The sequence below is a fragment of the Duganella sp. GW822-FHT06D06 genome (assembly GCF_058799615.1).
The window spans coordinates 36,156-61,264 of the sequence record NZ_JBXALQ010000017.1 but is presented as its reverse complement, the minus strand read 5'-3'; the positions used below and the strand labels follow the sequence as shown (position 1 = coordinate 61,264).

The 25,109-nt window shown below is 64.1% G+C and carries 25 protein-coding genes; 16 read left to right on the top strand and 9 right to left on the bottom strand.

Annotated features, from left to right (window positions below):
- Positions 1-106: 106 nt before the first annotated feature.
- The gene (locus AC1RMD_RS24965; RefSeq protein ID WP_492930456.1) at positions 107-802 is read left to right on the top strand and encodes a response regulator; all 696 of its coding nucleotides are present in this window, start codon (positions 107-109) and stop codon (positions 800-802) included.
- The gene (locus AC1RMD_RS24960; RefSeq protein WP_492930454.1) at positions 799-2,199 is read left to right on the top strand and encodes an ATP-binding protein; all 1,401 of its coding nucleotides are present in this window, start codon (positions 799-801) and stop codon (positions 2,197-2,199) included. Before AC1RMD_RS24965 ends, AC1RMD_RS24960 begins: the two co-directional genes overlap by 4 nt.
- A gap of 95 nt (positions 2,200-2,294) precedes the next feature.
- On the opposite strand, the gene AC1RMD_RS24955 is transcribed toward AC1RMD_RS24960, so the two are convergent.
- Both AC1RMD_RS24955 and AC1RMD_RS24950 read right to left on the bottom strand, forming a co-directional pair.
- A complete protein-coding gene (locus tag AC1RMD_RS24955; protein ID WP_492930452.1) occupies positions 2,295-3,473 on the bottom strand; it encodes a glycerophosphodiester phosphodiesterase in 1,179 nt (392 codons plus the stop codon).
- The gene (locus AC1RMD_RS24950) at positions 3,473-5,872 is read right to left on the bottom strand and encodes a TonB-dependent receptor (protein WP_492930450.1); all 2,400 of its coding nucleotides are present in this window, start codon (positions 5,870-5,872) and stop codon (positions 3,473-3,475) included. Before AC1RMD_RS24950 ends, AC1RMD_RS24955 begins: the two co-directional genes overlap by 1 nt.
- Before the next feature lie 121 nt (positions 5,873-5,993).
- Between AC1RMD_RS24950 and AC1RMD_RS24945 the strand changes: the two genes are divergently transcribed.
- Positions 5,994-6,317: a hypothetical protein gene (locus AC1RMD_RS24945; protein ID WP_492930448.1), complete on the top strand. Its 324-nt coding sequence runs from the start codon at positions 5,994-5,996 to the stop codon at positions 6,315-6,317.
- Positions 6,318-6,495: 178 nt separating this feature from the next.
- Here AC1RMD_RS24945 and hslO read toward each other — a convergent pair whose 3' ends face one another.
- Complete coding sequence (hslO, locus tag AC1RMD_RS24940) at positions 6,496-7,461, bottom strand: Hsp33 family molecular chaperone HslO (protein ID WP_492930446.1); 966 nt, start codon at positions 7,459-7,461, stop codon at positions 6,496-6,498.
- Positions 7,462-7,464: 3 nt separating this feature from the next.
- Positions 7,465-7,989, bottom strand: a complete 525-nt coding sequence (locus AC1RMD_RS24935) for a gamma carbonic anhydrase family protein (protein WP_492930444.1) — start codon at positions 7,987-7,989, stop codon at positions 7,465-7,467.
- A 166-nt stretch (positions 7,990-8,155) separates the two neighbouring features.
- On the opposite strand from AC1RMD_RS24935, the gene AC1RMD_RS24930 reads away from it, so the two are divergent.
- The 10 genes from AC1RMD_RS24930 (at position 8,156) to bamC (ending at position 17,641) form a co-directional block, all read left to right on the top strand.
- Positions 8,156-9,040 carry an alpha/beta fold hydrolase gene (locus AC1RMD_RS24930; protein WP_492930442.1) on the top strand — a complete coding sequence of 295 codons (885 nt, stop codon included), beginning with the start codon at positions 8,156-8,158 and terminating at the stop codon, positions 9,038-9,040.
- A gap of 262 nt (positions 9,041-9,302) precedes the next feature.
- The gene (locus AC1RMD_RS24925) at positions 9,303-10,343 is read left to right on the top strand and encodes a threonine ammonia-lyase (protein ID WP_492930440.1); all 1,041 of its coding nucleotides are present in this window, start codon (positions 9,303-9,305) and stop codon (positions 10,341-10,343) included.
- 29 nt (positions 10,344-10,372) lie between these two features.
- A complete protein-coding gene (locus AC1RMD_RS24920) occupies positions 10,373-11,206 on the top strand; it encodes a 3',5'-nucleoside bisphosphate phosphatase (RefSeq protein ID WP_492930438.1) in 834 nt (277 codons plus the stop codon).
- Between the two features lie 116 nt (positions 11,207-11,322).
- Positions 11,323-12,207, top strand: coding sequence for a protease HtpX (gene htpX / locus AC1RMD_RS24915; RefSeq protein WP_492930436.1), 885 nt, complete (start codon positions 11,323-11,325; stop codon positions 12,205-12,207).
- Between the two features lie 43 nt (positions 12,208-12,250).
- On the top strand, positions 12,251-12,874 hold the full coding sequence (locus AC1RMD_RS24910) for an L-threonylcarbamoyladenylate synthase (protein WP_332855539.1): 624 nt from the start codon (positions 12,251-12,253) through the stop codon (positions 12,872-12,874).
- Positions 12,875-12,981: 107 nt separating this feature from the next.
- Positions 12,982-13,659: a site-2 protease family protein gene (locus AC1RMD_RS24905; protein ID WP_492930434.1), complete on the top strand. Its 678-nt coding sequence runs from the start codon at positions 12,982-12,984 to the stop codon at positions 13,657-13,659.
- An 8-nt stretch (positions 13,660-13,667) separates the two neighbouring features.
- A complete protein-coding gene (locus AC1RMD_RS24900) occupies positions 13,668-14,870 on the top strand; it encodes a tryptophan--tRNA ligase (RefSeq protein WP_492930432.1) in 1,203 nt (400 codons plus the stop codon).
- Positions 14,867-15,427 (top strand): class I SAM-dependent methyltransferase, encoded by a 561-nt coding sequence (locus AC1RMD_RS24895; protein WP_492930430.1) that lies wholly within the window; start codon positions 14,867-14,869, stop codon positions 15,425-15,427. The genes AC1RMD_RS24900 and AC1RMD_RS24895 overlap by 4 nt, the downstream gene beginning before the upstream one ends.
- A gap of 84 nt (positions 15,428-15,511) precedes the next feature.
- Entirely contained in the window at positions 15,512-16,387 is an 876-nt protein-coding gene (gene dapA / locus AC1RMD_RS24890) for a 4-hydroxy-tetrahydrodipicolinate synthase (RefSeq protein WP_492930428.1), read from the top strand.
- Positions 16,388-16,525: 138 nt separating this feature from the next.
- The gene (bamC, locus tag AC1RMD_RS24885) at positions 16,526-17,641 is read left to right on the top strand and encodes an NlpB/DapX family lipoprotein (protein ID WP_492930426.1); all 1,116 of its coding nucleotides are present in this window, start codon (positions 16,526-16,528) and stop codon (positions 17,639-17,641) included.
- A 136-nt stretch (positions 17,642-17,777) separates the two neighbouring features.
- On the opposite strand, the gene AC1RMD_RS24880 is transcribed toward bamC, so the two are convergent.
- The 3 genes from AC1RMD_RS24880 to AC1RMD_RS24870 form a co-directional block, all read right to left on the bottom strand.
- A complete protein-coding gene (locus tag AC1RMD_RS24880; RefSeq protein ID WP_116990225.1) occupies positions 17,778-18,020 on the bottom strand; it encodes a hypothetical protein in 243 nt (80 codons plus the stop codon).
- Positions 18,021-18,317: 297 nt separating this feature from the next.
- Positions 18,318-18,794: a DUF7931 domain-containing protein gene (locus tag AC1RMD_RS24875; protein ID WP_492930424.1), complete on the bottom strand. Its 477-nt coding sequence runs from the start codon at positions 18,792-18,794 to the stop codon at positions 18,318-18,320.
- 21 nt (positions 18,795-18,815) lie between these two features.
- Positions 18,816-19,937, bottom strand: coding sequence for a JmjC domain-containing protein (locus AC1RMD_RS24870; protein WP_492930422.1), 1,122 nt, complete (start codon positions 19,935-19,937; stop codon positions 18,816-18,818).
- 103 nt (positions 19,938-20,040) lie between these two features.
- Here AC1RMD_RS24870 and AC1RMD_RS24865 point away from each other — a divergent pair, with 103 nt between their 5' ends.
- Positions 20,041-20,583 (top strand): FKBP-type peptidyl-prolyl cis-trans isomerase, encoded by a 543-nt coding sequence (locus AC1RMD_RS24865; protein WP_492930420.1) that lies wholly within the window; start codon positions 20,041-20,043, stop codon positions 20,581-20,583.
- Between the two features lie 10 nt (positions 20,584-20,593).
- Here AC1RMD_RS24865 and AC1RMD_RS24860 read toward each other — a convergent pair whose 3' ends face one another.
- Both AC1RMD_RS24860 and mutS read right to left on the bottom strand, forming a co-directional pair.
- Positions 20,594-21,553 (bottom strand): hypothetical protein, encoded by a 960-nt coding sequence (locus tag AC1RMD_RS24860; RefSeq protein ID WP_492930418.1) that lies wholly within the window; start codon positions 21,551-21,553, stop codon positions 20,594-20,596.
- Entirely contained in the window at positions 21,550-24,252 is a 2,703-nt protein-coding gene (gene mutS, locus AC1RMD_RS24855) for a DNA mismatch repair protein MutS (RefSeq protein ID WP_492930416.1), read from the bottom strand. The genes AC1RMD_RS24860 and mutS overlap by 4 nt, the downstream gene beginning before the upstream one ends.
- Positions 24,253-24,395: 143 nt before the next feature.
- Between mutS and AC1RMD_RS24850 the strand changes: the two genes are divergently transcribed.
- Positions 24,396-24,749, top strand: coding sequence for a hypothetical protein (locus AC1RMD_RS24850; RefSeq protein WP_492930414.1), 354 nt, complete (start codon positions 24,396-24,398; stop codon positions 24,747-24,749).
- Positions 24,746-25,039, top strand: a complete 294-nt coding sequence (locus AC1RMD_RS24845; RefSeq protein ID WP_492930412.1) for a hypothetical protein — start codon at positions 24,746-24,748, stop codon at positions 25,037-25,039. Before AC1RMD_RS24850 ends, AC1RMD_RS24845 begins: the two co-directional genes overlap by 4 nt.
- Positions 25,040-25,109: the final 70 nt, after the last annotated feature.

Sequence of the window (25,109 nt, the reverse complement as noted above, 5' to 3'; positions counted from 1 at the left end):
GTGCAGTATGGCCAGCTGCCATGAAGGTAATCTGAGCCTTTGATGAAGGAAACATGAAGACGACTTCTTTAGCTCATCTTCAGATTCGGATGGTCTAATACGGCCTATGAAAATCCTGTTGATAGAAGACGACCTGGACCTGGGCAACGGCGTGCGCATCGCGCTGTCGGAGCAGGGCATGGAGGTGGTGTGGGTGCGCACCCTGGACGACGCCGCGCGCAGCCTGGCGCGCGACGGTTGCGACCTGGTGCTGCTCGACCTCGGCCTGCCCGACGGCGACGGCCTGACCCTGCTCGGACAGCTGCGCCGCAACAAGGCGCAGGGCGACAGCAGCGGCGGCCTGCCGGTGCTGATCCTCAGCGCGCGCGACACGCTGGACGATCGCTTGGCCGGCCTGGACGGCGGCGCCGACGACTACCTGGTCAAGCCCTTCGTGCTGGCCGAGCTGCTGTCGCGGGTGCGCGCGCTGGCGCGCCGCAGCTACGGCTACGACGGCGAGACCATCGACGTGCGCGGCCTGGTGCTGCATGCGCCGACCCGGCGCGTCAGCGTGGCCGGCCGCGCGGTGGAGCTGACGGCCAGCGAGTACTCGCTGCTCAAGATGCTGATGATGCGCACCGACCGCGTGCTGACCCGGCGCGTGCTGGAGGAGCAAACCCTGCCCGGCAGCCAGACCAATGCCAGCAATACGCTGGACGTCCACATGGCCAACCTGCGGCGCAAGATAGGCGAGGGCTATATCCGCACCGTGCGCGGCATCGGCTATGTGATCGACCAGCAGGCGCCGGGCGGTGCGGCATGAGTTGGCTGCGGCGCCTGTGGCGGGTGGTCGCCGAGCCGACCCTGGTGCGGCGCTTGATGCTGGTGCAGGTGGTGCTGGTGCTGGTGATGTGGGGCGGCGTGGTCGCCATCGTGGTCCACAACGGCGGCGACAGCCCCAGCTACCTGAACTCGTTCAGGACCTTCGATGCGATCGTCAGCGTGGCCGATAGCCTGGCCAGCCAGCCGGCCCGGCAGCAACAGAGCCTGGCCGCGATCGACGGCGCGCTGCGCGAGGAGTTCGATGACAGCAAACTGGAATCGCTCGGTCCGCTGCTGCTGGTGTGGCAAGGCGAACGGTTGGTCTACCATACGCAAGCCATGCCGCCGGGCCTGCGACGCGGCGATGCGGAGGGTATCCATACCGTGCATCTGCAGGGTGAGCGCTATCGCACGCGCACCGTGCGCTCGCCGACGTCGGACACCCAGGTGATGGTGGCGGCGCCGGTCGGCATCCTGAATGTGTTCATGACGATCAATTCGCGCGGCTATTTCCTGCTGCCTTTGTTGATCAGCCTGCCGTTGCTGCCCTTGCCGGCGTGGTGGTCGATCCGGATCGCCATGCGGCCGTGGCGGCGGGTGGCGCAGGAAGTGGCGGCGCGCGGCCCGCAGGACTTGACGCCGCTGACGTTCAAGCCGCCGCACCGCGAGCTGGCGGCGATGGTCGACAGCGTCAATGCCCTGCTGCTGCGGGTCAGCCAGAGCGCGCTGCGCGAACGCAGCTTCATCGCCGATGCCGCGCATGAGCTGCGCACGCCGCTGGCGGCCATGCGGGTCAACGCGGAAGCCATGCAGGGGCAGGCCAACGGCCCGGTGCAGCGTGAATTGTTGAACGGCATACTCAGCAGCGGCAACCGCGCCGGGCGGCTGGTCGGCCAGTTGCTGCAACTGATGCGCAGCGACGCCACCGGCAGCGAACCGCAGGTGCGGCTGGCGCTGGATGCCTTGTTGCAGGACCGGTTGGCGGCGCTGTCGGGGCTGGCGTCGCGCGAGGGTGTGGAGCTGGAGCTGGCAGTGGCGGCGCCGGCCAGCATCCTGGGGCAGCGCGAGAGCCTGGTGTCGCTGGTGGACAATCTGGTGGAGAACGCGATCAAGTACAGTCCGCCGCATGGGGTGGTGCGGGTCGGCCTGGCCTGCGCGGGTGGGCAGGCGGTGTTGACGGTGGAGGACCAGGGGCCGGGCATCGCGCCGGAACTGCGGGTAAGGGTGTTCGATCGCTTTTTCCGCGATCCGCAGCAGACCAAGAGCGGCAGCGGACTGGGCTTGGCGATCGCGGCCACGGCGGCGGCCAGCCACGGTGGCCGCATCGAACTGAGCGACGCGCAGGGCGGCGGCCTGTTGGCAACGGTCCAGTTGCCGCTGTGCGGGGGTCAAGTCTGACATTCGGACACGAGCTCTACCGCAACAGCGGTAGAGCTCGTGTCCGAATGTCAGACTTGACCCCCGGCCTGAATGTCAGACTTGACCCCCGGCCTTTAGGCGAGGGCGGCGCGGCCCAGTGCCGGATCGTCGGTGAAGAAACCATCCAGGCCGGTGGCGATGTAGCGCTTGATTTCGGCGATCGAACCGGCCTCGTTGCGCGCGGCGTCGCCGGCGTTGTTGCGGAAGTCCGCCGCCAGGAAATGATTCTCCGGACGGAAGGTCCACGGCTCCACCCGCAAGCCGGCCTTGTGCGCATCGTCCACCAGCGCGCTTGGCTGGCCCAGGCTGCCATCCTTCTTCAACGGAATCAGCGAACGGGTCGGCGGCGCCACCACGTCGGCGTACTGCGCGATGTCGCGCAGGCCGGCCGGCGTGCACATCTGCGAGAAGGTCAGCGTGCCGCCGGCCTTGGCCACGTCCATCGGCCGCACGTTCTCGCCGATTACCAATTGCATCAGGCGCAAATTGGCGCGCTGCCCCAGCTTGCCGCGCATGTATTTCAGGTTGGCCACTTCGAACGACTGGATCTCGACCGGATTGCGGCGCGTGTAGTCGTGCGCCGCCAGGATGGACAGGAAGCGGTCCTCCAGCGGCAGGCCGACGCTGGCGAAGTAGGTCGAATGCTTCAGCTCCGGCACCAGGCCGATGATGCGGCCGCGCGCCGCCGCTTCCGCCGCGGTGAAATCGATGATCTCTTCAAACGTCAGCACCTGGAACATGCCGTTGTACTGCGCGCTGGCCGGGCGGTATTGCGGCAGGCGTTCCACCGCGCGCAGCGTCTTCAGTTCGGCCAGCGTGAAGTCGTCGACGAACCAGCCTTCGTGGGTTTCGCCGTCGATGGTCTTGCGGGTCTTGCGGCTGGCAAATTCTGGATGGCTGGCGACGTCGGTGGTCTCGCTGAGGAAGGCCTCGTGGCGCGCGACCAGCACGCCGTCCCTGGTGCTGCACAGGTCCGGCTCGATGTAGTCGGCGCCGTCGGCGATGGCCTTGGCGTACGAGGCCAGCGTGTGCTCGGGACGCAGCGCGCTGGCGCCGCGGTGGCCGAACACCAGCGGGGTCTTGGCGCCGGCGCCGACCGGGCCGACGCCCGGCATGCCGGACAGGTCCGGCGTGGTCGCGGCCAGCACCGAACCCGGCAGGATCAGAGACGAAGCGGTGGTAGCGGCGGTCAGCGCCGCCGCCTGGATGAAGCCGCGCCGCGACAGGCGCTTGGGCAAATAAAGATGGTTCATCAGAAGTCAGCCATCAAAGTCAGGAAACCCTGGCGTGGTGCGATCGGGAAGGTATTGTAAGTCCCGCTGGCCGCGCCGACCACCACGTTCAGGTTGCCTTCGCGATTGGCCAGGTTGCTGACGTTCAGACGATAGCGCGCATTCTTCACCCAGCTGTTGTTCAGGAACGGCAGCTTGCCCGATACGCCCAGGCTCATCAGGAAGTAGCTCGATACGTCCAGGTCGTTGGTGTAGGTGGCGTAGCGCTTGCCGACGTAGTCGCCGATCAGCTGGAACTCGGTGTCGGCCACGGTCATCGTGGCGACGAATTTGTTCATCCACTCCGGGCTGCCCGGCACGGCCTTGCCGGCGGTCTGCACGATGTCCTTGCCGTTGCTGTAGTTGTCCGAGTAGGTCGAACGGTTGAACGACAGCGCATCGTAGAACGAGAACATGCGGCCGAAATGCAGCGTGCCGGAGATGTCGATACCGTCGGTCTTGACGCTGCCGACGTTGGCCAGCACCGGATTGCCGCCGATGATGGAAGTGATCACCGGGGTCGGGCTGATGGTCAGCAGGCGGTCCTTGAAGTCGACGTGGTACAGGTTGACCTGGCCGTCGATGGCCTTCAGCGGGCCCAGGTCCAGCTGGTGGCTGGTGCGCATGCCCAGTTCGTAGGTGATCGAGGTTTCAGGCCTGGCGCTGCTCTTGAACAGGTCGAACGCGGCCTGGCTCGCCAGGCTCCACGGCGAAGCGCCGCCGCCGCCGTAGGTGACGAACTGGCGCATGTTTTTTTGCACGTTGACGAACATCTGGTCTTGCGGCGTGATGTCCCAGCGCGCGCCGACCTGCGGCAGGAACCATTTCTTGGTGATGATCTCGCCCACCGGCAGCGCCAGCGAACCGTTGGCGATCGCGCCCTTGGCCGGCTGCACCGGGTACTGGCCATCGGCAAACTGCAGGCTGGACTTGAAGCCCGCCTGCAGAGCCAGGTCGTCGCGCACGCGCCATTCGTCCTGCAGGTGGAGCTGGACGACCTTGTTGTTGATCTCGCTGCCGTACTGGGTGATCAGCGGATTGCCTGGACGGTCGTATGGCGAGCTGGGGTGGTTCACATCCAGCGCGTACCAGCGGCGGTAGGCCGACGAGCGGTTATGCTCCAGCCACAGGCCGGCCTGCAGCTTGTGGTTGCCGAACTCGCTGGTCAGGGTCGACAGCCAGCCGTTGCGGTTGATCGCGTATTCGGTGGTGCGGGTGGCGTAGCCGGAGTTGCCGAACACCTGCTTCAGGTTCTGGCCGGGGAAGTAGACCGCGAACAGGCCAGGCAGGCCGGCCACGCCGATCGGACCGGCCACCACGCCGACGCCGTCGTCGTTGTGGTAGTAGACCTGGTTGGACCAGGTGCTCGAGTCGCCGACGCTCATGTCGTACTTGGCGTAGGTCAAGTAGTCCTTGCGCTGGGCGTCGCTGTAGTAGTTGCGGTAGTTGTTGCCTTCGGCCGCGGGCGTGGCGCCGGTCGGCGACAGGTAGGCCAGCGCGGTCTGGAAGTTCGGGTACATGAATGGACGGGTGTAGGGCTGGTACTTCTCGGCGGCCGAGCGCACGGTGGCGTCCTCGTTCGGTTCGATCTTGTCCGAATAGTTGAAGTACAGGGTCAGCTTGCCGGCGTTGCCTTGGTTGATGTACTTGGCGTTGACCTGGTTGCCGCCCTGGCGGCCGTTGAAGTCCCAGGCCTTCTGTTCGTGGTGCACGGCCGAGAGGTAGGCGCTGTTGCCGTTGCCGAAGTCGCCGGTGTCGTAGCGCACGAAGGTGCGCGAGGTGTTGTAGCTGCCGACGGTCTGCTGCACGGCCAGGTTGCGGCTGCGCTGCGGATCGCTGGAGAAGGTCTCGATGGTGCCGCCCAGGTTGCTGGTCGACGCGGTCGACAGGTCGCCGGCGCCGGACGACAGGATCACGCTGCCGACGTTCTCGCTGATGACGGCGCGCTGCGGCGACAGGCCGTTGTAGTTGCCGTACTGCTGGTCGCCCAGCGGCACGCCGTCCATGGTGTAGCCCAGTTGCGGGCCGCTGAAGCCGTGCACGAACAGCGACAGGTTCTGCTCGTTGTTGCCCCATGGATCGGCGGTCTGGAAGCTCACGCCTGGCAAGGTTTGCAAGGCCTTCAAAGGATTAATCCCCGGCAGGATTTTCTGCATATCGCCCTTGGTCAGCGCCACCGAGGAGCGGGTTCTGCGGGTAGACACTTCCACCGTGGCGACCGGCGCGGCGACCGCCGCTGCGAGTTCCGTAGCCTGGCCTTGCGCGGCCGCTGCGGGCGCATCGGCGGCCATGTCGGCCACGGCGGCGGCGACGTTGGCGGCCATCGCCAGCATAGGGAAGCTCAGCGCGGCGAAGCACACTGCGGATAATTTCTTGTTCATCAGATTTGCCTTGGATACCAGTTGGAGGAAATGGAAACTTTGCGCATGATAGGCACCGAGTGTTACCGGATCATGACGCTGGTGCGATACACTGCTGGCTGGAAATAATGAGAGGATCGCGATGCGCAAACTTTTGATGCTGGCGCTGCTGGGGGGGCTGGTCCAACTGGCCGGCTGCTACACGGTGAACCAGGCGGGGCTGGGCAACTTCGTCACGCAGACGGTACAGCCGGGCATGCCGCTGGAGCAGGCGCTGGTGCGCATGCGCGCCGAGGATTTTTACTGCAGCACCAGCACCGCCGGCTCGGTGACGATCTGCACCCGCAACCAGGAGCGCTTCCTGCGCGGTTCCTGCGTCGAGCGGGTCGACCTGATGCGCAGCGCCACGTCCACGCAAACACTGGGCGCGGTCGAAGTGATGGAAACCCGTTGCACCAAGACGTGAGATGAGCAGGGGGCGATGTAAAAAGCACAATGGGGTCAAGTCTGACATTCGGACACGAGCTTAACTGTAGATCCGAAATGGATGACTTCGTGTCCGAATGTCAGACTTGACCCTCAATGTTAAAAAACGCGCCGGACGGTTTCGTCGGGCGCGTTTTTCTTGAGTGCGGCTTTTCGGCTTAGTGCTTCACTTCGCCCGCCGGGATCAGCGCTTCGACCGGCGCGTCGGTGGCGAACAGCTGGGCGCAATCGACCTTGTCGTAGTCGTAGTGCTGGCCGCAGAAATCGCAGTTGACGCCGACGTGGCCCAGCTCTTCCAGCACGCTGTCGACTTCCGGGCGGCCCAGCATCTTCAGCATGTTGCCGACCTTCTCGCGGGTGCAGGTGCAGTGGAAGGACGGATGCAGCGGATCGAACACGCGGATGGTCTCTTCCCAGAACAGGCGCTGCATCAGCACGTCGATGGTGGTCGACAGCATCTCTTCCTGCTTCAAGGTCGAGCCCAGGATCACGGCGCGGTTCCAGGTTTCCAGCGCTTCGTCTTCGGTCAGCGGCGTGCTCTCGACGGCGGTCGTGCCGCCGTGGTAAGGCAGCTTTTGCAGCAGCAGGCCGCGCGAGACGTTGTCGTCGGCCGCCAGCCACAGCTTGGTGTCCAGCTGTTCCGAACGCAGCATGTAGTTTTCAATGACGGTGCTGACATCGTCGCCGTCCAGCGGCACGATGCCCTGGTATGGTTGCTGGCCAGGCATCTTGTCGGCCGGATCGAGCGTGATGACGAAACGGCCCTTGCCGCTCGCGTTCAACAACGACGGCAAGGTGGCGTCGTCGGCGATCACGGCGTCGGGAGCGAGCTTGGCGGTGGCGCGCAGATGCAGCTCGGCGTCGCACTCGACCACCAGCAGGTTCACCGGACCGTCGCCGTGGATCTGCATGATGATGGTGCCGTTGAACTTCAGGTTGGCCGACAGCAGCGCGGCGGCGGCCACCATCTCGCCCAGCAGTTTCTTGACCGGGGCCGGGTAGGCGTGGCGCGACAGCACCTCGCGCCAGGTGGCGGAAATGTCGATGAACTCGCCACGTACGGAGGCGTTATCGAAGATGAATTTTTGCAGGGTGTCCTGGCCGATGATGGGGGTGATGCTCATTTTTTATCCAATCTTTTTGAGTTGCGTCTTGAACAGTTGGCCGCGTTTGACGTAGCTGTCGGCGCTGGCCAGCAGGCGCGCTGTGTCTTCGTCGCTCAGCGTGCGCACGGCCTTGGCCGGCGAGCCGATAATCAGCGAGTGATCCGGGAATTCCTTGCCTTCGGTGACCAGCGCGCCGGCCCCGACCAGGCAGCCCTTGCCGATCTTGGCGCCGTTGAGGATCACGGCCTGGATGCCGATCAGGGCGCCGTCGCCGATGCTGCAGCCGTGCAGCATGGCCTGGTGGCCGATGGTGACGTTCTTGCCCACCGTGAGCGGGTAGCCCATGTCGGTGTGCATGACCGTGCCTTCCTGTACATTGCTGTTTTCGCCGATGGTGATGCGTTCGTTATCGCCGCGCAGCGTCGCACCGAACCACACCGAAGTGTTGGCGTGCAGGCTGACCTTGCCGATCACTGTGGCAGTGTCGGCAACAAATGACGATGCATCGATTTCGGGCGCATGTTCGCCCAGTTGATATATAGACATTGGAGACCTTGCTTAGTTGAGCTGAAAGTGCTGAATTCGGCGCTGATGAGCGGTGGGATGGCGCTATTTTACGCTTGAGCGGCTATCGAACGGTCGTGCTATTATTTTACTTCATCGCCAGCAAGCAACTGATATTGCGCCGGCTTACGCTTTTTCAAGGACCATCATGACCTTCACTTCGTCCCGTTCCGAATTCCTGACCATCCGCGGCCTGCGCTGCCACCTGCGCCACTGGGGCCGGGAAGGCGCGCCCAAGATCTTCATGCTGCACGGCTGGATGGACGTGGGCGCCTCGTTCCAATTCGTGGTCGACGCCTTGCAGGGCGACTGGCACGTGATCGCGCCGGACTGGCGCGGCTTCGGGCTGTCGCAGCGCTGCGGCACCGACACCTACTGGTTCCCCGACTACCTGGCCGATCTCGACGCCATCCTGCGCCACTACTCGCCGGACGAGGCGGTCAACCTGCTGGGCCACAGCATGGGCGGCAACGTGGTCGGCATCTACGCCGGCGCGCGGCCGGAGCGCATCCGCAAGCTGATCAACCTGGAAGGCGGCGGCCTGCGCTCCAGCAAGCCGGAGCAGGCGCCGGGCCGCTACGCCAAGTGGATGGACGCGCTGCTGGAGCAGCAGGAAATGCGCAACTATCCGTCGCAGGCCGCCGTCGCCGCGCGCCTGCAAAAGACCAATCCGCGCCTCAGCGACGAGCGCGCCGCCTTCCTGGCGCAGCACTGGTCGGCGCAGAACGATGCGGGCGAATGGGAAATCCTCGGCGATCCGGCGCACAAGCAGCCCGGCCCGTTGCCTTACCACGTGGAGGACATCATGGCTTGCTGGAGCGCCATTACGGCGCCGACGCTGTGGGTGGAGGCCGAGCAGACCAATATGTGGACCTGGATGGGAGGGGAGCAGGAAGGGCGTGCCGAGCTGGAGCGTCGTCTCGGCCATTTGCGCGACGTTGAGTGCAAAGTGCTGGCCGATGCGGGCCATATGCTGCACCACGACCAGCCGGAGGAACTGGCGCACCTGATCGAAGCATTCCTGGCGCGCTAGCGACAATCGGCAGGAAACGCTTGCCAAGGCTTTGCGTATTTGGCATGATTGATCGCATGACCTCCTATCCGACCATCTTGCCAACCCGCCGCCACGTCGCTTCCGACGCTGGTGCTGCCGCGTTTGCCGGTCGGAGCCTGTCCGCCGTCTCCATTATTCGAATTATTCAGGGTCGCTGAGCTGCGGCTGCGCCGGTGCTCGGCGCCCCCAGCCCCTCACGCGGCTGAGCCGCATTCCCTCGAATATTCTATGGAGCAGCACCATGACCCAACTCTATCCCTCGCTGGCCGAGATCCGCGCCACCGCCCGTCGCCTGGACGGCAAAATCCTTGAGACGCCCGTGTGGCGCTGGCAGACCGGCGTCGTCGAGCAGCAGTTTGCCGGGGGCGAAGTCTGGCTCAAGCTGGAACTGTTTCAAAAGACCGGCACCTTCAAGCTGCGCGGCGCCATCAATTGCATCGAAGCGCTGGATGAAGCGGCGCGCCGGCGCGGCATCGTCGCCGTCAGCGCCGGCAACCATGCGATCGCCGCCGCCTACGCCGCCAGGCTGGCCGGGTGCAGCGCCAAGGTGGTGATGCCGCAGCACGCCAGCCCGGCCCGCATCGCCGCCTGCCGCGACTTGGGCGCGGAAGTGCTGCTGATGCCGGACGTACACCAGGCGTTCGCGCGCGGCCGCGAAATCGAACGCGACGAGGCGCGCACCATGTTGCATCCCTACGAGGGGCCGCTGACGGCGCAGGGCACGGCAACGGTCGGGCTGGAGCTGATGGCGCAAGTGCCGCACCTCGACGCGGTGGTGGTGCCGGTGGGCGGCGGCGGCCTGTGCGCCGGCATCGCCGCCGCCGTCAAGCAGATCAATCCGGCCTGCGCGGTGTACGGCGTGGAGCCGTTCGGCGCCGACGCGCTGTACCGCAGCTTCGCCTCCGGCCGGCCGGAAGCGCTGGAGCGGGTCGACACCGTGGCCGACAGCCTGGGCGCGCCGTATGCGATGGACTACAGCTTCGGCGTGTGCCGGCGCTTCGTCAACGAGGTGGTGCGGGTGACCGACGACGAGATCTGCCTGGCCATGCTGCATCTGTTCCGCGACGCCAAGCTGGTGGCGGAACCGGCCGCCGCGGTGGCGACGGCCGCGCTGTTCGGACCGCTGCGCGAGCGGCTGGCGGGCAAGCGCGTGGCGCTGCTGGTGTGCGGCTCCAACATCGATCCGGTGCGCTTTGCCGAGCTGCTGGCGCGCGGCGCCCGGCTTCGTAGCGCCGGCCTTGATGTGGCGATGGATGGCTTTTGCGCAGGCAGCGTACAATGATCACTTCATTGCCGTAACCATAGAGCCATATGTTGAAAGTCGATCTGCACTGCCATTCCAACGTTTCCGACGGCGTCCTCGCGCCGGCCGCCGTGGCGCAACACGCGCGCCAGGCGGGGGTGGACGTGTGGGCGCTGACCGACCATGACGAAGTGGGCGGCATTCCCGCCGCCCGCGTCGCCGCGCAGGAGCAGGGCATGCGCTTCGTGACCGGGGTCGAGATCTCGATCACCTGGGCCAACGACACCGTGCACATCGTCGGCCTGCAGATCGATGAAAACAATGCCGGGCTGGTCAACGGCCTGGCCCGCACCCGCTCCGGCCGCGACAACCGCGGCCGCGAGATCGCCAACCAGCTGGCCAAGGTCGGCATCGTCGGCGCCTATGAGGGCGCGCTCAAGTATGTCGGCAATCCGGACCTGATGTCGCGCACCCATTTTGCCCGCTACCTGGTGGAAATCGGCGCCTGCGCCAATATTCCCGACGTGTTCAAGAAGTACCTGTCCGAAGGCAAGCCGGGCTATGTGCCTCATTGCTGGGCCAGCCTGGCCGATTCGGTCAACTGGATACGCGGCGCCGGCGGCGTGGCCGTGATCGCCCATCCGGGCCGCTACAAGTTCAGCCAATTGGCCCAGGGGCAGTTGTTCGACGAGTTCAAGCAGCTGGGTGGCACGGCGATCGAGGTGGTCACCGGCAGCCATACGCCGGAGCAATATGCGGTGTACGCGCAACTGGCCAACAGCTACGGCTTCCTGGCCTCGCGCGGCACCGACTTCCATGCGCCGGGCGAATCCCGCGTCGATTTCGCGAAGTTGCCGCCGCTGCCGGCCAATGTCACTCCGGTCTGGCACGACTGGTTCTAAACGGTAGATTAGCGCGTCGATTACCGGCGCGTTGTCATAGCTTGCATCTTGAATTTGCGTTCGCACGGTCATACCTTATTATTTGGACAAACCTTTGTCCGCACCGGAGACCTCCAATGAAACGCATCATCCTGTTTATCGCCACCAACCTCGCCGTGATGCTGGTGCTGTCCATCGTCCTGTCGCTGCTGGGCATCGGCCGTCCGGGATCTGGCAACACGCTGCAACTGGGCAGCCTGCTGGCGTTTTCGCTGGTGGTCGGCTTTACCGGCGCCATCTTCTCGCTGCTGATCAGCAAACCGATGGCCAAGTGGTCGACCGGCGCCCGCGTGATCGCCGCGCCGTCGTCGTCGACCGAGCTGTGGCTGGTCAACACCGTCAAGGCGCTGTCCGAGCGCGCCGGCATCGGCATGCCGGAAGTGGCGGTCTACGAAGGCGAGCCGAACGCCTTCGCCACCGGCGCGTTCAAGAATTCGGCGCTGGTGGCCGTCTCCACCGGCCTGCTGGAAAACATGAACCGCGACGAGGTGGAGGCCGTGCTGGGTCACGAAGTCGCCCACATCGCCAACGGCGACATGGTGACCATGACCCTGATCCAGGGCGTGGTGAACACTTTCGTGGTGTTCCTGGCGCGCGTGGTCGGCTTCTTCGTCGACAACATGTTGCTGAAAAATAACGACAACGAACGCCGTGGCCCCGGCATCGGCTACATGGTGACGGTGTTCGTTTGCGAACTCATCTTCGGCCTGGCCGCCTCGCTGATCGTGGCCTGGTTCTCGCGCCAGCGCGAATTCCGCGCCGACGCCGGTTCCGCCAGGCTGCTGGGCAGCAGCGTGCCGATGCAGCACGCGCTGGCGCGCCTGAACGGCATGCAGCCGGGCGCCTTGCCGCAGTCGATCGCGGCGGCCGGCATCACCGGCGGTAGTGGCTGGACGGCATTGTTTTCGACCCATCCGCCGTTTGAGCAACGTATTGCCGCCTTGCGTAGCGTACAATCCTAACCGTTATTAACAGCGGCCGGCAGCTTGCCCCGGCAGCGGCCATATGAGTCAATTTTTTCAGGTCCACCCCGTCAATCCGCAGCCGCGCCTGATCAAGCAGGCGGCGCAGATTGTGCACGACGGCGGCATCGTCGCCGTGCCGACGGATTCCTGTTACGCGCTGGTTTGCCATCTGGACGATAAAGCGGCGGTCGAGCGGCTGCGGCGCATCCGCGGCATCGATGAAAAACACCACCTGACCCTGCTGTGCCGCGACCTGAGCGAGATCGGCGTCTACGCGCGGGTCGACAACCGGCAGTTCCGCCTGCTCAAGGCGGCCACGCCGGGGCCGTTCACCTTCATCCTGGAAGCGACCAAGTGCGTGCCGCGCCGGCTCAGCCATCCGTCGCGCAAGACCATCGGCCTGCGGGTGCCGGAGGACGCCATCGTCCACGCGCTGCTGGAGGAATTGCAGCAGCCGCTGCTGGGCACGACGCTGATCATGCCGGGCGAGGAAGACGCGCTGAACGACGCCGACACCATCTGCGAGCGGCTCGGCAAGCAGATCGAGCTGATCATCGACGGCGGCGCCTGTAGCCTGGAGCCGACCACGGTGATCGACCTCAGCGGGGCGGGCGCCGAGCTGGTGCGCCAGGGCCGGGGCGACGCAGCCATGTTCGGGCTGTAAGCCTGGCCTAAGCCTGGGCTGTCATTGTCAGGCTTTCAATTGGGCACGTGCGCCGGCCCTTGACGGCGCAGCAAGAGCACTCCGTAGCCTCTGGTAAAATTCCCCCCATGAACGAAACCGACAGTATTATCCAGACCATCGCGGTCTACCTGATCCCTGTTCTTTTTGCAATTTCCCTGCATGAAGCCGCACACGGATACGTCGCCCGCTATTTCGGCGACCCCACCGCCGCCAATGAAGGCCGTCTGAGCCTCAACCCGCTGCGCCACATCGACCCCTTCGGCACGGTGATCCTGCCGTTGATCCTCAGCCTGCTGCACCTGCCCGCGCTCGGCTATGCCAAGCCGGTGCCGGTCGACTACAGCCGCCTGCGCAATCCCAAGAAGCAGATGGCGCTGGTGGCGGCGGCCGGTCCGGCGGCCAACTTCGCCATGGGCCTGGCATGGATGGCGCTGTGGGTGGTGCTGAGCTACGCGCTGAGCGTGCCGCAGGACGACTTCTTCATCGAGATGAGCAAGGCCGGCATCGGCGTCAATTCGGCCATGTGCATTTTCAACCTGATCCCTTTGCCGCCGTTGGACGGCGGCCGTATCGTCACCGGCATCCTGCCGTTGCCGCTGGCCCGCAAATACGCGCAGATCGAGCGTTATGGCATGTATGTGTTCATCGGTCTGATCCTGATGATGCAGTTTGGTATGCTGACCGGTTTCCTGATTGGCGGCATGCACATTTTGCAGAGCATTTTCCACGTGCTGTTGTACCCCCTTATTTTCCTTCTTAGCTGAGCCTGAATATGTATCCCGATCGTGTTGTATCCGGCATGCGCCCCACTGGCGCCATGCACCTGGGCCATTACCACGGCGCCTTGAAGAACTGGATCAAGATGCAGTCCGAGCTGCCGTGCCTGTTCTTCGTGGCCGACTGGCACGCGCTGACCACGCATTACGACGACCCTTCCATCATCGAGCGCAGTACCTGGGAGATGCTGGTCGACTGGCTGGCGGCCGGCGTCGATCCGTCGCAATCGACGCTGTTCATCCAGTCGCGCGTGCCGGAACACGCCGAGCTGCACCTGTTGCTGTCGATGGCCACGCCGCTGGGCTGGCTGGAGCGCGTGCCGACCTACAAGGACCAGATCGAAAACCTGTCCAGCAAGGACCTGGCCACCTATGGCTTCCTCGGCTACCCGCTGTTGCAGGCGGCCGACGTGCTGATCTACCGCGCCAGCCAGGTGCCGGTGGGCGACGACCAGGTGCCGCATATCGAGATGATGCGCGAAATTGCGCGCCGTTTTAATCACTTGTACGGCAAGGAAAAAGGCTTCGAGGAAAAGGCGCAGGACGCCGTCAAGAAGCTGGGCAGCAAACGCGCCAAGCTCTACAACGAACTGCGCACCGAGTACCAGCAGGACGGCAAGGACGAGGCGCTGGAACAGGCCAAGGCCATGCTGGACGACGCCCAGAGCCTGTCGATGGGCGACCGCGAGCGCCTGTTCGGCTATCTGGAAGGCAGCCGCAAGCTGATCCTGGTCGAGCCGCAAGCCCGCCTGTCGGTCGCCTCGCGCCTGCCGGGGCTGGATGGCCGCAAGATGTCCAAGAGCTACGGCAACGCCATCGCGCTGCGCGAAGACCAAGCCTCGGTGGAAAAGAAGATCCGCACCATGCCGACCGACCCGGCGCGCGTGCGCCGCACCGACGCCGGCGATCCGGCCCGTTGCCCGGTCTGGCAGTTCCATCAGGTGTATTCCAACAACGATACCCAGGAATGGGTGGTAAAAGGATGTAAATCCGCCGGCATCGGCTGCATCGAATGCAAGCAGCCGGTGATCGACGCCATCGTCAAGGAGCAGGAGCCGATGCACGAGCGCGCCCAGCAGTATTTGGACGACCCGTCGCTGGTGCGCGCCATCGTCGCCGACGGCAATGACGCGGCCCGCAAGCTGGCGCTGGAAACCATGCGCGACGTGCGCGAAGCGATGGGCCTGGCCTACTCATGAGCGACCTCCTGAACAACCCCGTCTCCCCTTGGGTACAACGTTACGCGCCGCTGATACCGGGCGGCGAAGTGCTGGACCTCGCCTGCGGCAGCGGCCGTCATGCGCGCCACCTGGCCGCGCTGGGGCACGCCGTCGTGGCGGTGGACCGCGACGCCGAGGCGCTGGCCGCCGCGGCCGGCCCGGAAATCATCACCAGCGCCATCGACCTGGAAGAGGCGGGCGCCGCCTGGCCTTTCGGTCCCGATCGATTTGCCGGCATCGTGGTCACAAACTACCTGCATCGCCCGCTAATCGCCGATATGCTGGCCAGCCTGGCGCCGAATGGCGTGCTGATCTACGAGACCTTCGCGGACGGCAATGCGCAGTTCGGCAAGCCATCGAATCCGGCCTTTTTGCTGCAGGCCGGCGAACTGCTGGAATGGGCGCGCACCCACGGTTTGCGGGTGGTCGCTTTCGAAGACGGCGTCATCGATACGCCAAAAGCTGCCATGGTGCAACGTCTGTGCGCCGTGAAGCCTGATTTCCCGCGCGTGGCGGCACTTTTACCGCCATTTTGACGGCCGATTTGTCGCCCTGAATGCACCACATGAGCGGCCTATCGTCTACAATCGTTGTTTTAATACTTTATGCAGTGGTTTCCTATGATTAAGGGCAGCATAGTAGCAATCGTCACCCCGATGAACGCAGACGGCAGTCTGGACTTCGAGGGTCTGAATCAGCTGATCGACTGGCACATCGCCGAAGGTACGGACAGCATCGTCATCGCCGGTACGACCGGCGAATCGGCCACCGTGAGCGTGGATGAGCACTGCGCGCTGATCAAGGCGACCGTCGCCCACGCCAGGGGCCGCATTCCGATCATCGCCGGCGCCGGCGCCAACTCGACCGCCGAGGCGATCAAGCTGACCCGTTTCGCCAAGGAAGCCGGTGCGGACGCCACGCTGCAAGTGGTTCCATACTACAACCGTCCTACCCAGGAAGGCATGTACCAGCACTTCAAGGCCATCGCTGAAGCGGTGGACCTGCCGGTGATCCTGTACAACGTGCCGGGCCGTACCGTCGCCGACATGAGCAACGAGACCATCCTGCGCCTGGCGCAAATCCCGAACATCGTCGGCGTGAAAGACGCGACCGGCAACATCGGCCGCGGCTACGACCTGCTGCGCCTGGCGCCGAAATCGTTCGCCGTGTATTCCGGCGACGATCCGACCGCGATGGCGCTGATGCTGGCCGGCGGCGCCGGCAACATCTCCGTCACCGCCAACGTCGCCCCGCGCGACATGGCCGACATGTGCGAAGCGGCGATCGCCGGCAACATCGCCAAGGCCGTGGAGCTGAACAATAAAATGTTCCCGCTGCACCAGAAACTGTTCATCGAGCCGAATCCGGTGCCGGTCAAATGGGCGCTGGCGGAAATGGGCAAAATGCCGGCCGGCATCCGTCTGCCGCTGGTGCCGCTGGCGGCCGAATGCCACGAAGCGGTACGCGCGGCCCTGCGAGAAGCCGGCGTACTGTAAAAACCTTAGCAACAAGCCCCGACTTCGGTTCGGATCATCCCTGATTTGCTGCTTTTCAGCTTCTTAAACAGTAACGACATGACTATTCGCAAGACAGCTTCTATTTCCTCGCAGCGCGCCGTCGTAGTTGGCGCATTGATGGCCAGTTTGACCGGTTGCGGCATGATCAGCTCCGTAGTCGGTAATGATAAAGTGGACTACAAGTCCGCCAAGAAGGCCAGCACGCTGGACGTGCCGCCGGATCTGACGCAATTGCAGAAAGATAACCGCTACTCGCTGCCGGATTCGAACAATGGCGTCGCCACCGCTTCCGGCTACAACGCTTCCAAGGGTATCGTCGGCGGTCCTGCCGCCATCATGCCGGGCACGCCTGCCGCCGGTACCGTGGTGCCGACCAGCATCAACGATATCAAGGTCGAGCGCGACGGCAACCAGCGTTGGCTGGTGATCAAGCAGACGCCTGAGCAACTGTGGCCGCAGCTGAAGCAGTTCTGGGAAGATTCGGGCTTTGTGTTGGGCAAGGAAAACGCCACCGCCGGCACCATGGAAACCGAATGGAATGAAAACCGCGCGAAGATCCCGCAAGATTTCATCCGCAACACCATCGGCAAGGTCTTCGACTCGGTCTATTCGAGCGGCGAGCGCGACAAGTTCCGCACCCGCATCGAACGCCGCGCCGACGGCGCCAGCGAGATCTACGTCAGCCATCGCGGCGCCCAGGAAGTGGTGACCGGCGCCCAGAAGGATTCGACCACCTGGACTCCGCGTCCCAACGATCCGGGCCTGGAAGCCGAATTCCTGGCGCGTCTGATGACCAAGCTGGGCAACGGCACGGAAGTGGCGCAAGCCAAGACCGCGATCGATACCGCCATTGTGCAACCGCAGCATGCGTCGCTGGTGGGCGCCGGCGCCAGCCGCGCGGTGCAGGTGGACGAGGGCTTCGACCGCGCCTGGCGCCGCGTGGGCCTGGCGCTGGACCGCGCCGGCTTCACCGTCGAAGACCGCGACCGCACCCAGGGTACTTACTTCGTGCGTTACGTCGACGATGCGACCGAAACCAAGGGCTTCTTCGGCAAGCTGTTCAGCTGGGGTTCGGCGTCGGAAGCCGACAAGGAAGCGCAGCGCTATCGCATTTCGGTGAAAGCCGGCGCGGGCAACAGCAGCACCGTTACCGTGTTGAGCAATGCCGGCAAAGCGGAAGCCACGCCGGTCGCCGACAAGATCCTGACGCTGCTGCACGAGCAATTGAAGTAAAGCGTTTCACAATAAAAAAAACCGGCTTTTAGCCGGTTTTTTTATGCCTATGCAAAAGTTTCAGGCGAAAAAAAACCCGCTTGCACTGAGCGCGATCTTGATCGCGTTCAGGCTAGCGGGTTTTTTCCGCGGCTGATTACTTCGAAGCAGCAGGAGCGGCAGCAGCCGAAGCGGCTGGAGCAGCAGCAGCGTCCGAAGCAGCAGGAGCAGCAGCAGCAGGAGCAGCAGCGTCAGCAGCTGGTGCTGGTGCTGGAGCAGCAGCTGGAGCAGCGGCTTCTGGAGCAGCTACTGGAGCTGGAGCAGCAGGAGCTTCTTCTTTTTTCGAGCAAGCAGCCAGAGCAACAGCCAGCAGGGAAACGATCAGCAGGGATTTTTTCATGGGGTTTTCCTTAATTAATTCAAAATTAAACACAATTGTTGCGATTAATAATTACCGGTAATTATCGCTCATTAGGTCGTCTTCGAAGGCTTTCGTAACCTGAAAGGGTGCCTGCCAGACAACGGAAACTTCCTAACCGAATATTATAGCGATTTTTAGTGCGTCGCAATAGGACAAACAGCTGTAAGCACAACTATTTTGCGATATCGCAACATTTCGGTTTCGACTCTACTTTAGCAGAATCCGCACAAAATACCAGCGTTCGCATCGAACACCGGCATTTTACCTTGAACTGACTCATAATCCAGTTGAGTTTGCGAACAAACCGGGGGTAGATTCCAACCAGATTGTAATAAAACGGTCGTTACTGGTCTGGGTATCTTCCGGCCCGTCAAAAACTGCTTCGCCACGGAAATGATCTGCATGAAAACGGCGCACGATGTCGCGGTCGTCGGCGATGCAGAAGGAGTCCGTCAGCTGGCGCAGTTGCTGGCTGCTGCGGCGCACCTCAATCAGATGGCCGTAGTCCTTGATCACGCGCAGGAAGCGGGGCGCGTCGCGCTCGACGGCATGGCCATCGTGCGCCAGCAGCTGCAAATGCCCGCCGGCCCGCAGGAAGTGGCGCAGCAGGGCGTCGGTGGCGCTGCTGCCCAGCTCCCAGATGGCGAAGTCCGGGTCGAACATGGTCAGCTTGCGTTCGGCGCGGGTGATGCAGCTGGTCAGGTGCTGGAGAAACTCCGCCTTCGTGGTGAATGGAAAACTCTGCCGTTCCATGCTGCCTCCCTTTGCCAGTTTTTAGCCCAACTCGATCCAGCCGTCCGTGTACCAGGTGTACAGGGCGTCCATGACGTCGTCCGACGCCTCGGCCAGCGCCGCGCCGTCCAGTGCGCGGGTGTTGGCCAGCAGCTCCAGCGTGACCTTGTCGGCCCGGCCGACGCCGAACGATTCGCCGTTGATGAAGACATTTTTGCCGCGGTACAGCATTTGCGTCTTGCGCGACAGCACCAGGCCTTTTTTCGCTGCACTTTCGGCGAACTTGCCGACCGTAAGCGGCTTGGCCGGGCCGGTGAAGAACACATTGTGCTTGGGCTCGGACATGTATTCGCCCAGGAAGATGGTGATGTCTTCCTCGGTGAAGCGGACCTTGTTCATTTCCTCGACGATCGTGCTCAGCATGTGGCGCGGGATTTCCGCCGGCTTGGAGGTCGCCTCCAGCTCCGGATCGGCGTAGATGCCCGGCAGGTCGATCGAATCGGCCATGAACTGCAGGAAGGCTTCGCCCAGCTCCTGGTAGGACGGCGCGCGGAAGCCGATCGAATAGGTCTGGCAGTCGCCGATGGCGATGCCGTCGTGCGCGTAGTGCGGCGGCAGGTACAGCATGTCGCCCGGATTGAGCACGAACTCCTCGTTCGGCTTGAAATTGGCCAGGATCTTCAGCGGCAGGCCTTCGACCAGGGTCAGGTCCTTCTGCGGACCGATGCTCCAGCGGCGCTGGCCCTGGGCCTGCAGCAGGAACACGTCGTAGGAATCGAAGTGCGGGCCGACGCCGCCGCCGTCGGTGGCGAAGCTGACCATCAGGTCGTCCAGGCGGGCATCGGGAATGAAGCGGAACTGGCGCAGCAGCGCGTCGGCCTTGGCGTCGAACAGGTTGACGCCCTGGACCAGCATGGTCCATTCCTTCTGGTCCATCGGCGGCAGGCTTTCCAGCGGGCCGTGCTGCATATTCCACTGGCCGTCGAGATTGGTCACCAGGCGCGATTCGGCGTGGTTGGTCGAGGCCAGCTTGGTCAGCGCCTCCATGTTCAGCAAAGGCTTGAAGCCGGGGATGGCGTTGCGGATCAGCAGGGGCTTCTTGTGCCAGTAGTCGCGCAAGAACTGCGCCGGCGTGATATCGCCGAGGAGAGGTAATTTTTTCATGCGCTCATTATAACCATGGCGGCGGCGATTGTCGGGCTGGCGGCGGTCGGCCCGGCGATCCAAGGTATAATTCCGGGGCTTATATACAGAAAGGAATTACAAAATGAAGATTGCCAAGAACACGGTCGTGACTGTGAATTACAAGCTGTCCGATGCCCAGGACAATCTGATCGAAGACGGCCGTCAGCCTATGGTTTACCTGCACGGTGGCTACGAGAACACCCTGCCAAAAATTGAAGAAGAACTGGACGGCAAGGAAGTCGGTTATTCCTCCATCATCCAGATCGAGCCGGAAGATGCGTTCGGCGACTACGACGCCGCGCTGGTCAAGGTCGAGCCGCGCAACCGCCTGCCGGAGCCGCTGGAAGTGGGCATGCAGTTCGAAGGCATGCCGGATGGCGACGATGGCGAAGAAGCGATGATCTTCACCGTCACCGAAATCGCTGACGACAAAGTGGTCCTGGACGGCAATCACCCGCTGGCCGGCATGGCGCTGCGTTTCGCGCTGAGCGTCGCCGACGTGCGTGAAGCATCGGACGAAGAAATCGCCCACGGCCACGTGCACGGCGCCCACGGCCACCACCACGGTGACGAGGACGACGAAGGCGAAGAGGGCGACCACGTCGCCATCCACCCGATCCACTAAGTGGTGTAAGTTACGGCGTCGTCTCGGCGCTGCCGCCCTTGAGCGTGAACAGGGCGGCGGTGCCGGGGGCGACGCGCACCTCGGCCCATTCCGCGGCCAGGCTCATATGCCCCACATTGCCGCGCCAGGCGATGGACGGCTCGGTCCCGGCGCCGCCCTGGGTATCGACCAGCAGCACCTTCCCTTTGAATTTTTCCGCCATCGCCCGTATCTGCCGGCGCGGTTCGGCGAAGCCATCCTGTTTCGACTGAAAACTCGGCAGCAGCGAGAAGCCTTGCTCGACCTGCACGCCGACGTCGCCGTCGGAGAACAGCACCAGGCCCTGCATCTTCTGCCGCGCCGCCAGCGCGAACAAGCGGTGCAGCCAGGCGCGGTTGGCCACCAGCCGGTCCTCATACTCGCTGTTGCGGCCAGCCTCGGCGCGGAAGTGGTTGTTATTGGCCGGCAGGTTGATGGTGGCGAACAGCACCTTGCCGTATTCCCAGTGCGCGTTCTCGGCGTAGCTGCGGAACTTGGCGCTGGACGACAAGCGCGTCAGCGGCAGGCGGCGTTCGCCCAGCGATTCGCCGTCGGCGTAGAACAGTTCGCGCAGGCGGTTCAGGCGCTCGATGGCGTTCGAGCGGCCGATCGAGTTGACGCAAGCGCTCCAGTCGCTGCCGGCCAGCGAGACGATCATCGGCGGCGCCGCCTCGCTCAGCAGCGCGCGGCGCTGGGCATACAGCTTGTCGCTGCAAGGCTCGGTGCTGGACTTGATGCCGGTGGTGACGATGAAGGCGGGCGCGATCAGGGTGGCGTCGGCGATGGCGCGCTTGAGCAGCGATTCATCCGGTCCGCTCTTGAACGAATGGCCGATCACGCCGAACTGGAAGCCGCGCATGGCGACCGGTTGCACGGCCAGCGCCTGGCCTGCCGCCAGCGCGGCCAGGCCGGCCAGCGCCGCGCTCAGCATGCGGACGCGCGCCGGCATCATGCCTGCGCCGTCTCCGTCAGGCGCTTGAGCTGATACAGGCGCTCCAGCGCTTCGCGCGGGGTCAGCGCATCGGGATCGAGATCGTCGAGCGCTTCCAGCAGCTCGCGCATCGCCGGGCTGGCGGCTGCGGGCGCGCTGTGCGCCGGCGCATCGAGTTCCTCGTCGTCGGCGTCGGTGGTCGGCGCGGCGAACAGGTCCAGCTGCGGCGTGGCGTCCAGCGCCTGCGCTTCCAGGCGCGCCAGGTGCTTGCGCGCGGCCTTGATCACCGGCTGCGGCACGCCGGCCAGCTGCGCCACCTGCAAGCCGTAGCTCTGCGACGCCGGGCCGTCCTGCACCGCGTGCAGGAACACGATGCTGTCCTTGTGCTCGACCGCCGACAGGTGCACGTTGGCCGCCGTCGGATGGTTCTCCGGCAGCTGCGTCAGTTCGAAGTAGTGGGTGGCGAACAGCGAGAAGCTGCGGCTGGTGTCGATCAGGTGGCGCGCGATCGCCCACGCCAGCGCCAGGCCGTCGAAGGTCGAGGTGCCGCGGCCCACTTCATCCATCAGCACCAGCGAGTGCTCGGTGGCGCCGTTCAGGATCGCCGCCGATTCGGTCATCTCCACCATGAAGGTCGAGCGGCCGCCGGCCAGGTCGTCGGTGGCGCCGATGCGGGTGAAGATGCGGTCGATCGGGCCGATGGTGGCGCTGGTGGCCGGCACGTAGCTGCCCACGTAGGCCAGCAGCGTGATCAAGGCCACCTGGCGCATGAAGGTCGATTTACCGCCCATGTTGGGGCCGGTGATCAGCAGCAGGCGGCGGTCTTCGACGAAGCGGCAATCGTTGGCGATGAAGCGTTCGATTTGGTTCTCCACCACCGGGTGGCGGCCTTCGGCGATGTTGATGCACGGCGTGTCCACCAGCTGCGGCGCGCACCAGTTGTGGCGCAGCGCGTGGTCGGTCAGCGAGGTCAGGGCGTCGAGCTGCGCCAGCGCCTTCGAGATCGTTTGCAGGCAACCGATGAACGGCGCCAGGTCGCCCAGCAACTGGTCGTACAGCATCTTCTCGCGCGCCAGCGCCTTGTCCTGCGCCGACAAGGCCTTGTCTTCGAAGGCCTTCAGTTCCGGCGTGATGTAACGCTCGGCGTTCTTCAAGGTCTGGCGGCGGCGGTAGTCGTCCGGCACCTTGGTGGTCTGGCCGTGCGTGACTTCGATGTAGAAGCCGTGCACCTTGTTGTACTCCACGCGCAGGTTGGCGATGCCGGTGCGGGCCCGTTCGCGCGTCTCCAGGTCGACCAGGAACTGGCCGGCGTTTTCGGACAGCGCGCGCAGTTCATCCAGCTCGGCGTCGAAACCGCGCGCGAACACGCCGCCGTCGCGCACCATCGCCGCCGGCTCCAATGCCACCGCGCGTTGCAGCAGATCGAGGCAGGCTTCGGGCGTGGCCATGTCGGCGTGGATCGCGGCCAGCAGGCCGTCGTTATCGGTCAGCGCGCGTTGCATCGCATGGCGCAGCGCCGGCAGTTGCTGCACGCCGTCGCGCAGGCTGGCCAGGTCGCGCGGACGCGCCGACAGCAGCGCGATGCGGGTGGTGATGCGTTCGATATCCGGCACCTGCGCCAGCGTGTGCGACAGCGTGCCGGTGGCGTCGGCCTGGCCCAGCGCGGCGATGGCCTGGTGGCGCGAACGGGCGATGGCCTGGTCGCGGCGCGCATGGTGCAGCCAGTGGCGCAGCAGGCGCGAACCCATCGCGGTGCGGCAGTGGTCCAGCAGCGAGAACAGGGTAGGGGATTCCTGGCCGCGGATGGTCTCGGTCAGTTCCAGGTTGCGGCGGGTGGCCGCATCGAGGCCGATGAATTCGTTTTCGGTTTCGGTGGTCAGCGTGCGCACGTGCTGCAGGCCGCGTCCCTGGGTCGACTGGGCGTAGCGCAGCAGCGCGCCGGCGGCGCCGAACGCCGCGCCCAGGCCGTCGGCGCCGAAGCCGGTCAGCGTGGCCACGCTCAGTTGGTCGAGCAACGCCTTGTGGCCGCCGACCACGTCGAAGTGCCAGTCCGGCACGCGGCTGGTGTGGAAACTGAGGTGGCCGCTCATCGTTTCGTCGAACAGGTCGGCGTTATCGCCGCGCAGCACCTCGGCCGGCGCGATGCGCTCCAACTCCTGCTGCATGCGGGCGGTGACGGTGCGGCTGTCGCCGGAGAACTCCATCAGCTTCAGCGCGCCGCTGGCCAGCGACAGCCACGCCAGGCCGGCCGTGGCGACCTTGCGCTGGCTGATGATGCACATCGCCAGCAGCGGGCGTTCGGCCTTTTCCGGCAGCAGGTCGGCGTCGGTCAGCGTGCCCGGCGTGACCACGCGCAGCACCTTGCGTTCGACCGGTCCCTTGCTGGTGGCCGGGTCGCCGATCTGTTCGCAGATCGCGCAGGATTCGCCGATCTTGACCAGCTTGGCCAGATAGCCTTCGAGCGAATGGAAAGGCACGCCGCACATCTTGATCGGCTGGCCGCCCGAGCTGCCGCGCGCGGTCAGCGTGATGCCCAACACGCGCGACGCCTTTTCCGCATCCGAGTGGAACAGCTCATAGAAATCGCCCATGCGGTAGAACACCAACATGTCCGGGTATTCGGCCTTGATGCTCAGGTACTGCTGCATCATCGGAGTGACTTTTTCGGTGGGGCTGTTCTTGACGGCGGCGGCGTTGATTTCGTTCGGGACGGTGGTCATTGGTTCTTTTTCGGCGATGCGTGAGTCTGGTTTTGCGTAGGCTCAACCGGCCCGCGCGCGTAACCTGTCATTTTACCGCTTTCGGCCGTGCCACTGGTGAATTCGCGCAGCCGTCGTTCGTGGCGTACACTGGACTAACCCAAATGAGTGTCGAAGACTCGTTGAGAACGGCAGTTGAGCAAGCCCGCACGGGGCGGGACGGCCTCTTGGACTATGCGTTTAATACGCCGGAAGGCGAGGTGCGGGTTTTGGCAGATGTCGTTCTGGAAAATGATACGATCATTTGCAGAAACCTCTGCGTCTATGCGGCATCCGACCCGCCAGGCATAAAAAAATCGACAATTGCAAAAGAGTTGCTTGCTGAATTACGCGCCTTGCTGAAAGTTGGTAATGCGCTTGGATATGATGCAATGACTGTGCAAGGAAAGCGCACTGCCGGTAGTAGTTCTGCAAATGTGGGAAAGCTTGTAGATATCAGACGTAGGAGGAAGAAATGAATAAATCTGAAATCGGTGTCGAACTCATAAAATCGAAATGGCAACAGGCCAACGATGTCGAACGGGAACAGGTCTTGTTGGAGCTGAAGCAGCGAGGGCTGTCTATTACCGATGCAATACTGGCGCTGCGAAACTCGGGATTCTACTCGCTAGGCGAGGCGAAAGAATACATCTCTACCAGTCCTACATGGCATGTTGAGGTCGAAAATGGCAAGGTTCTGCATGAGGTAGCTTGGCAAGTCCTTGACGATTTCGTCGCTTCGCAACGACACAAGTCACGGCAGCCGTAGTGTCGATAGGGGCGTGTACCCGGACAGTTCGACTTGAACGGGGTGATGTCGGTCTCAGTATCGCCCTCTG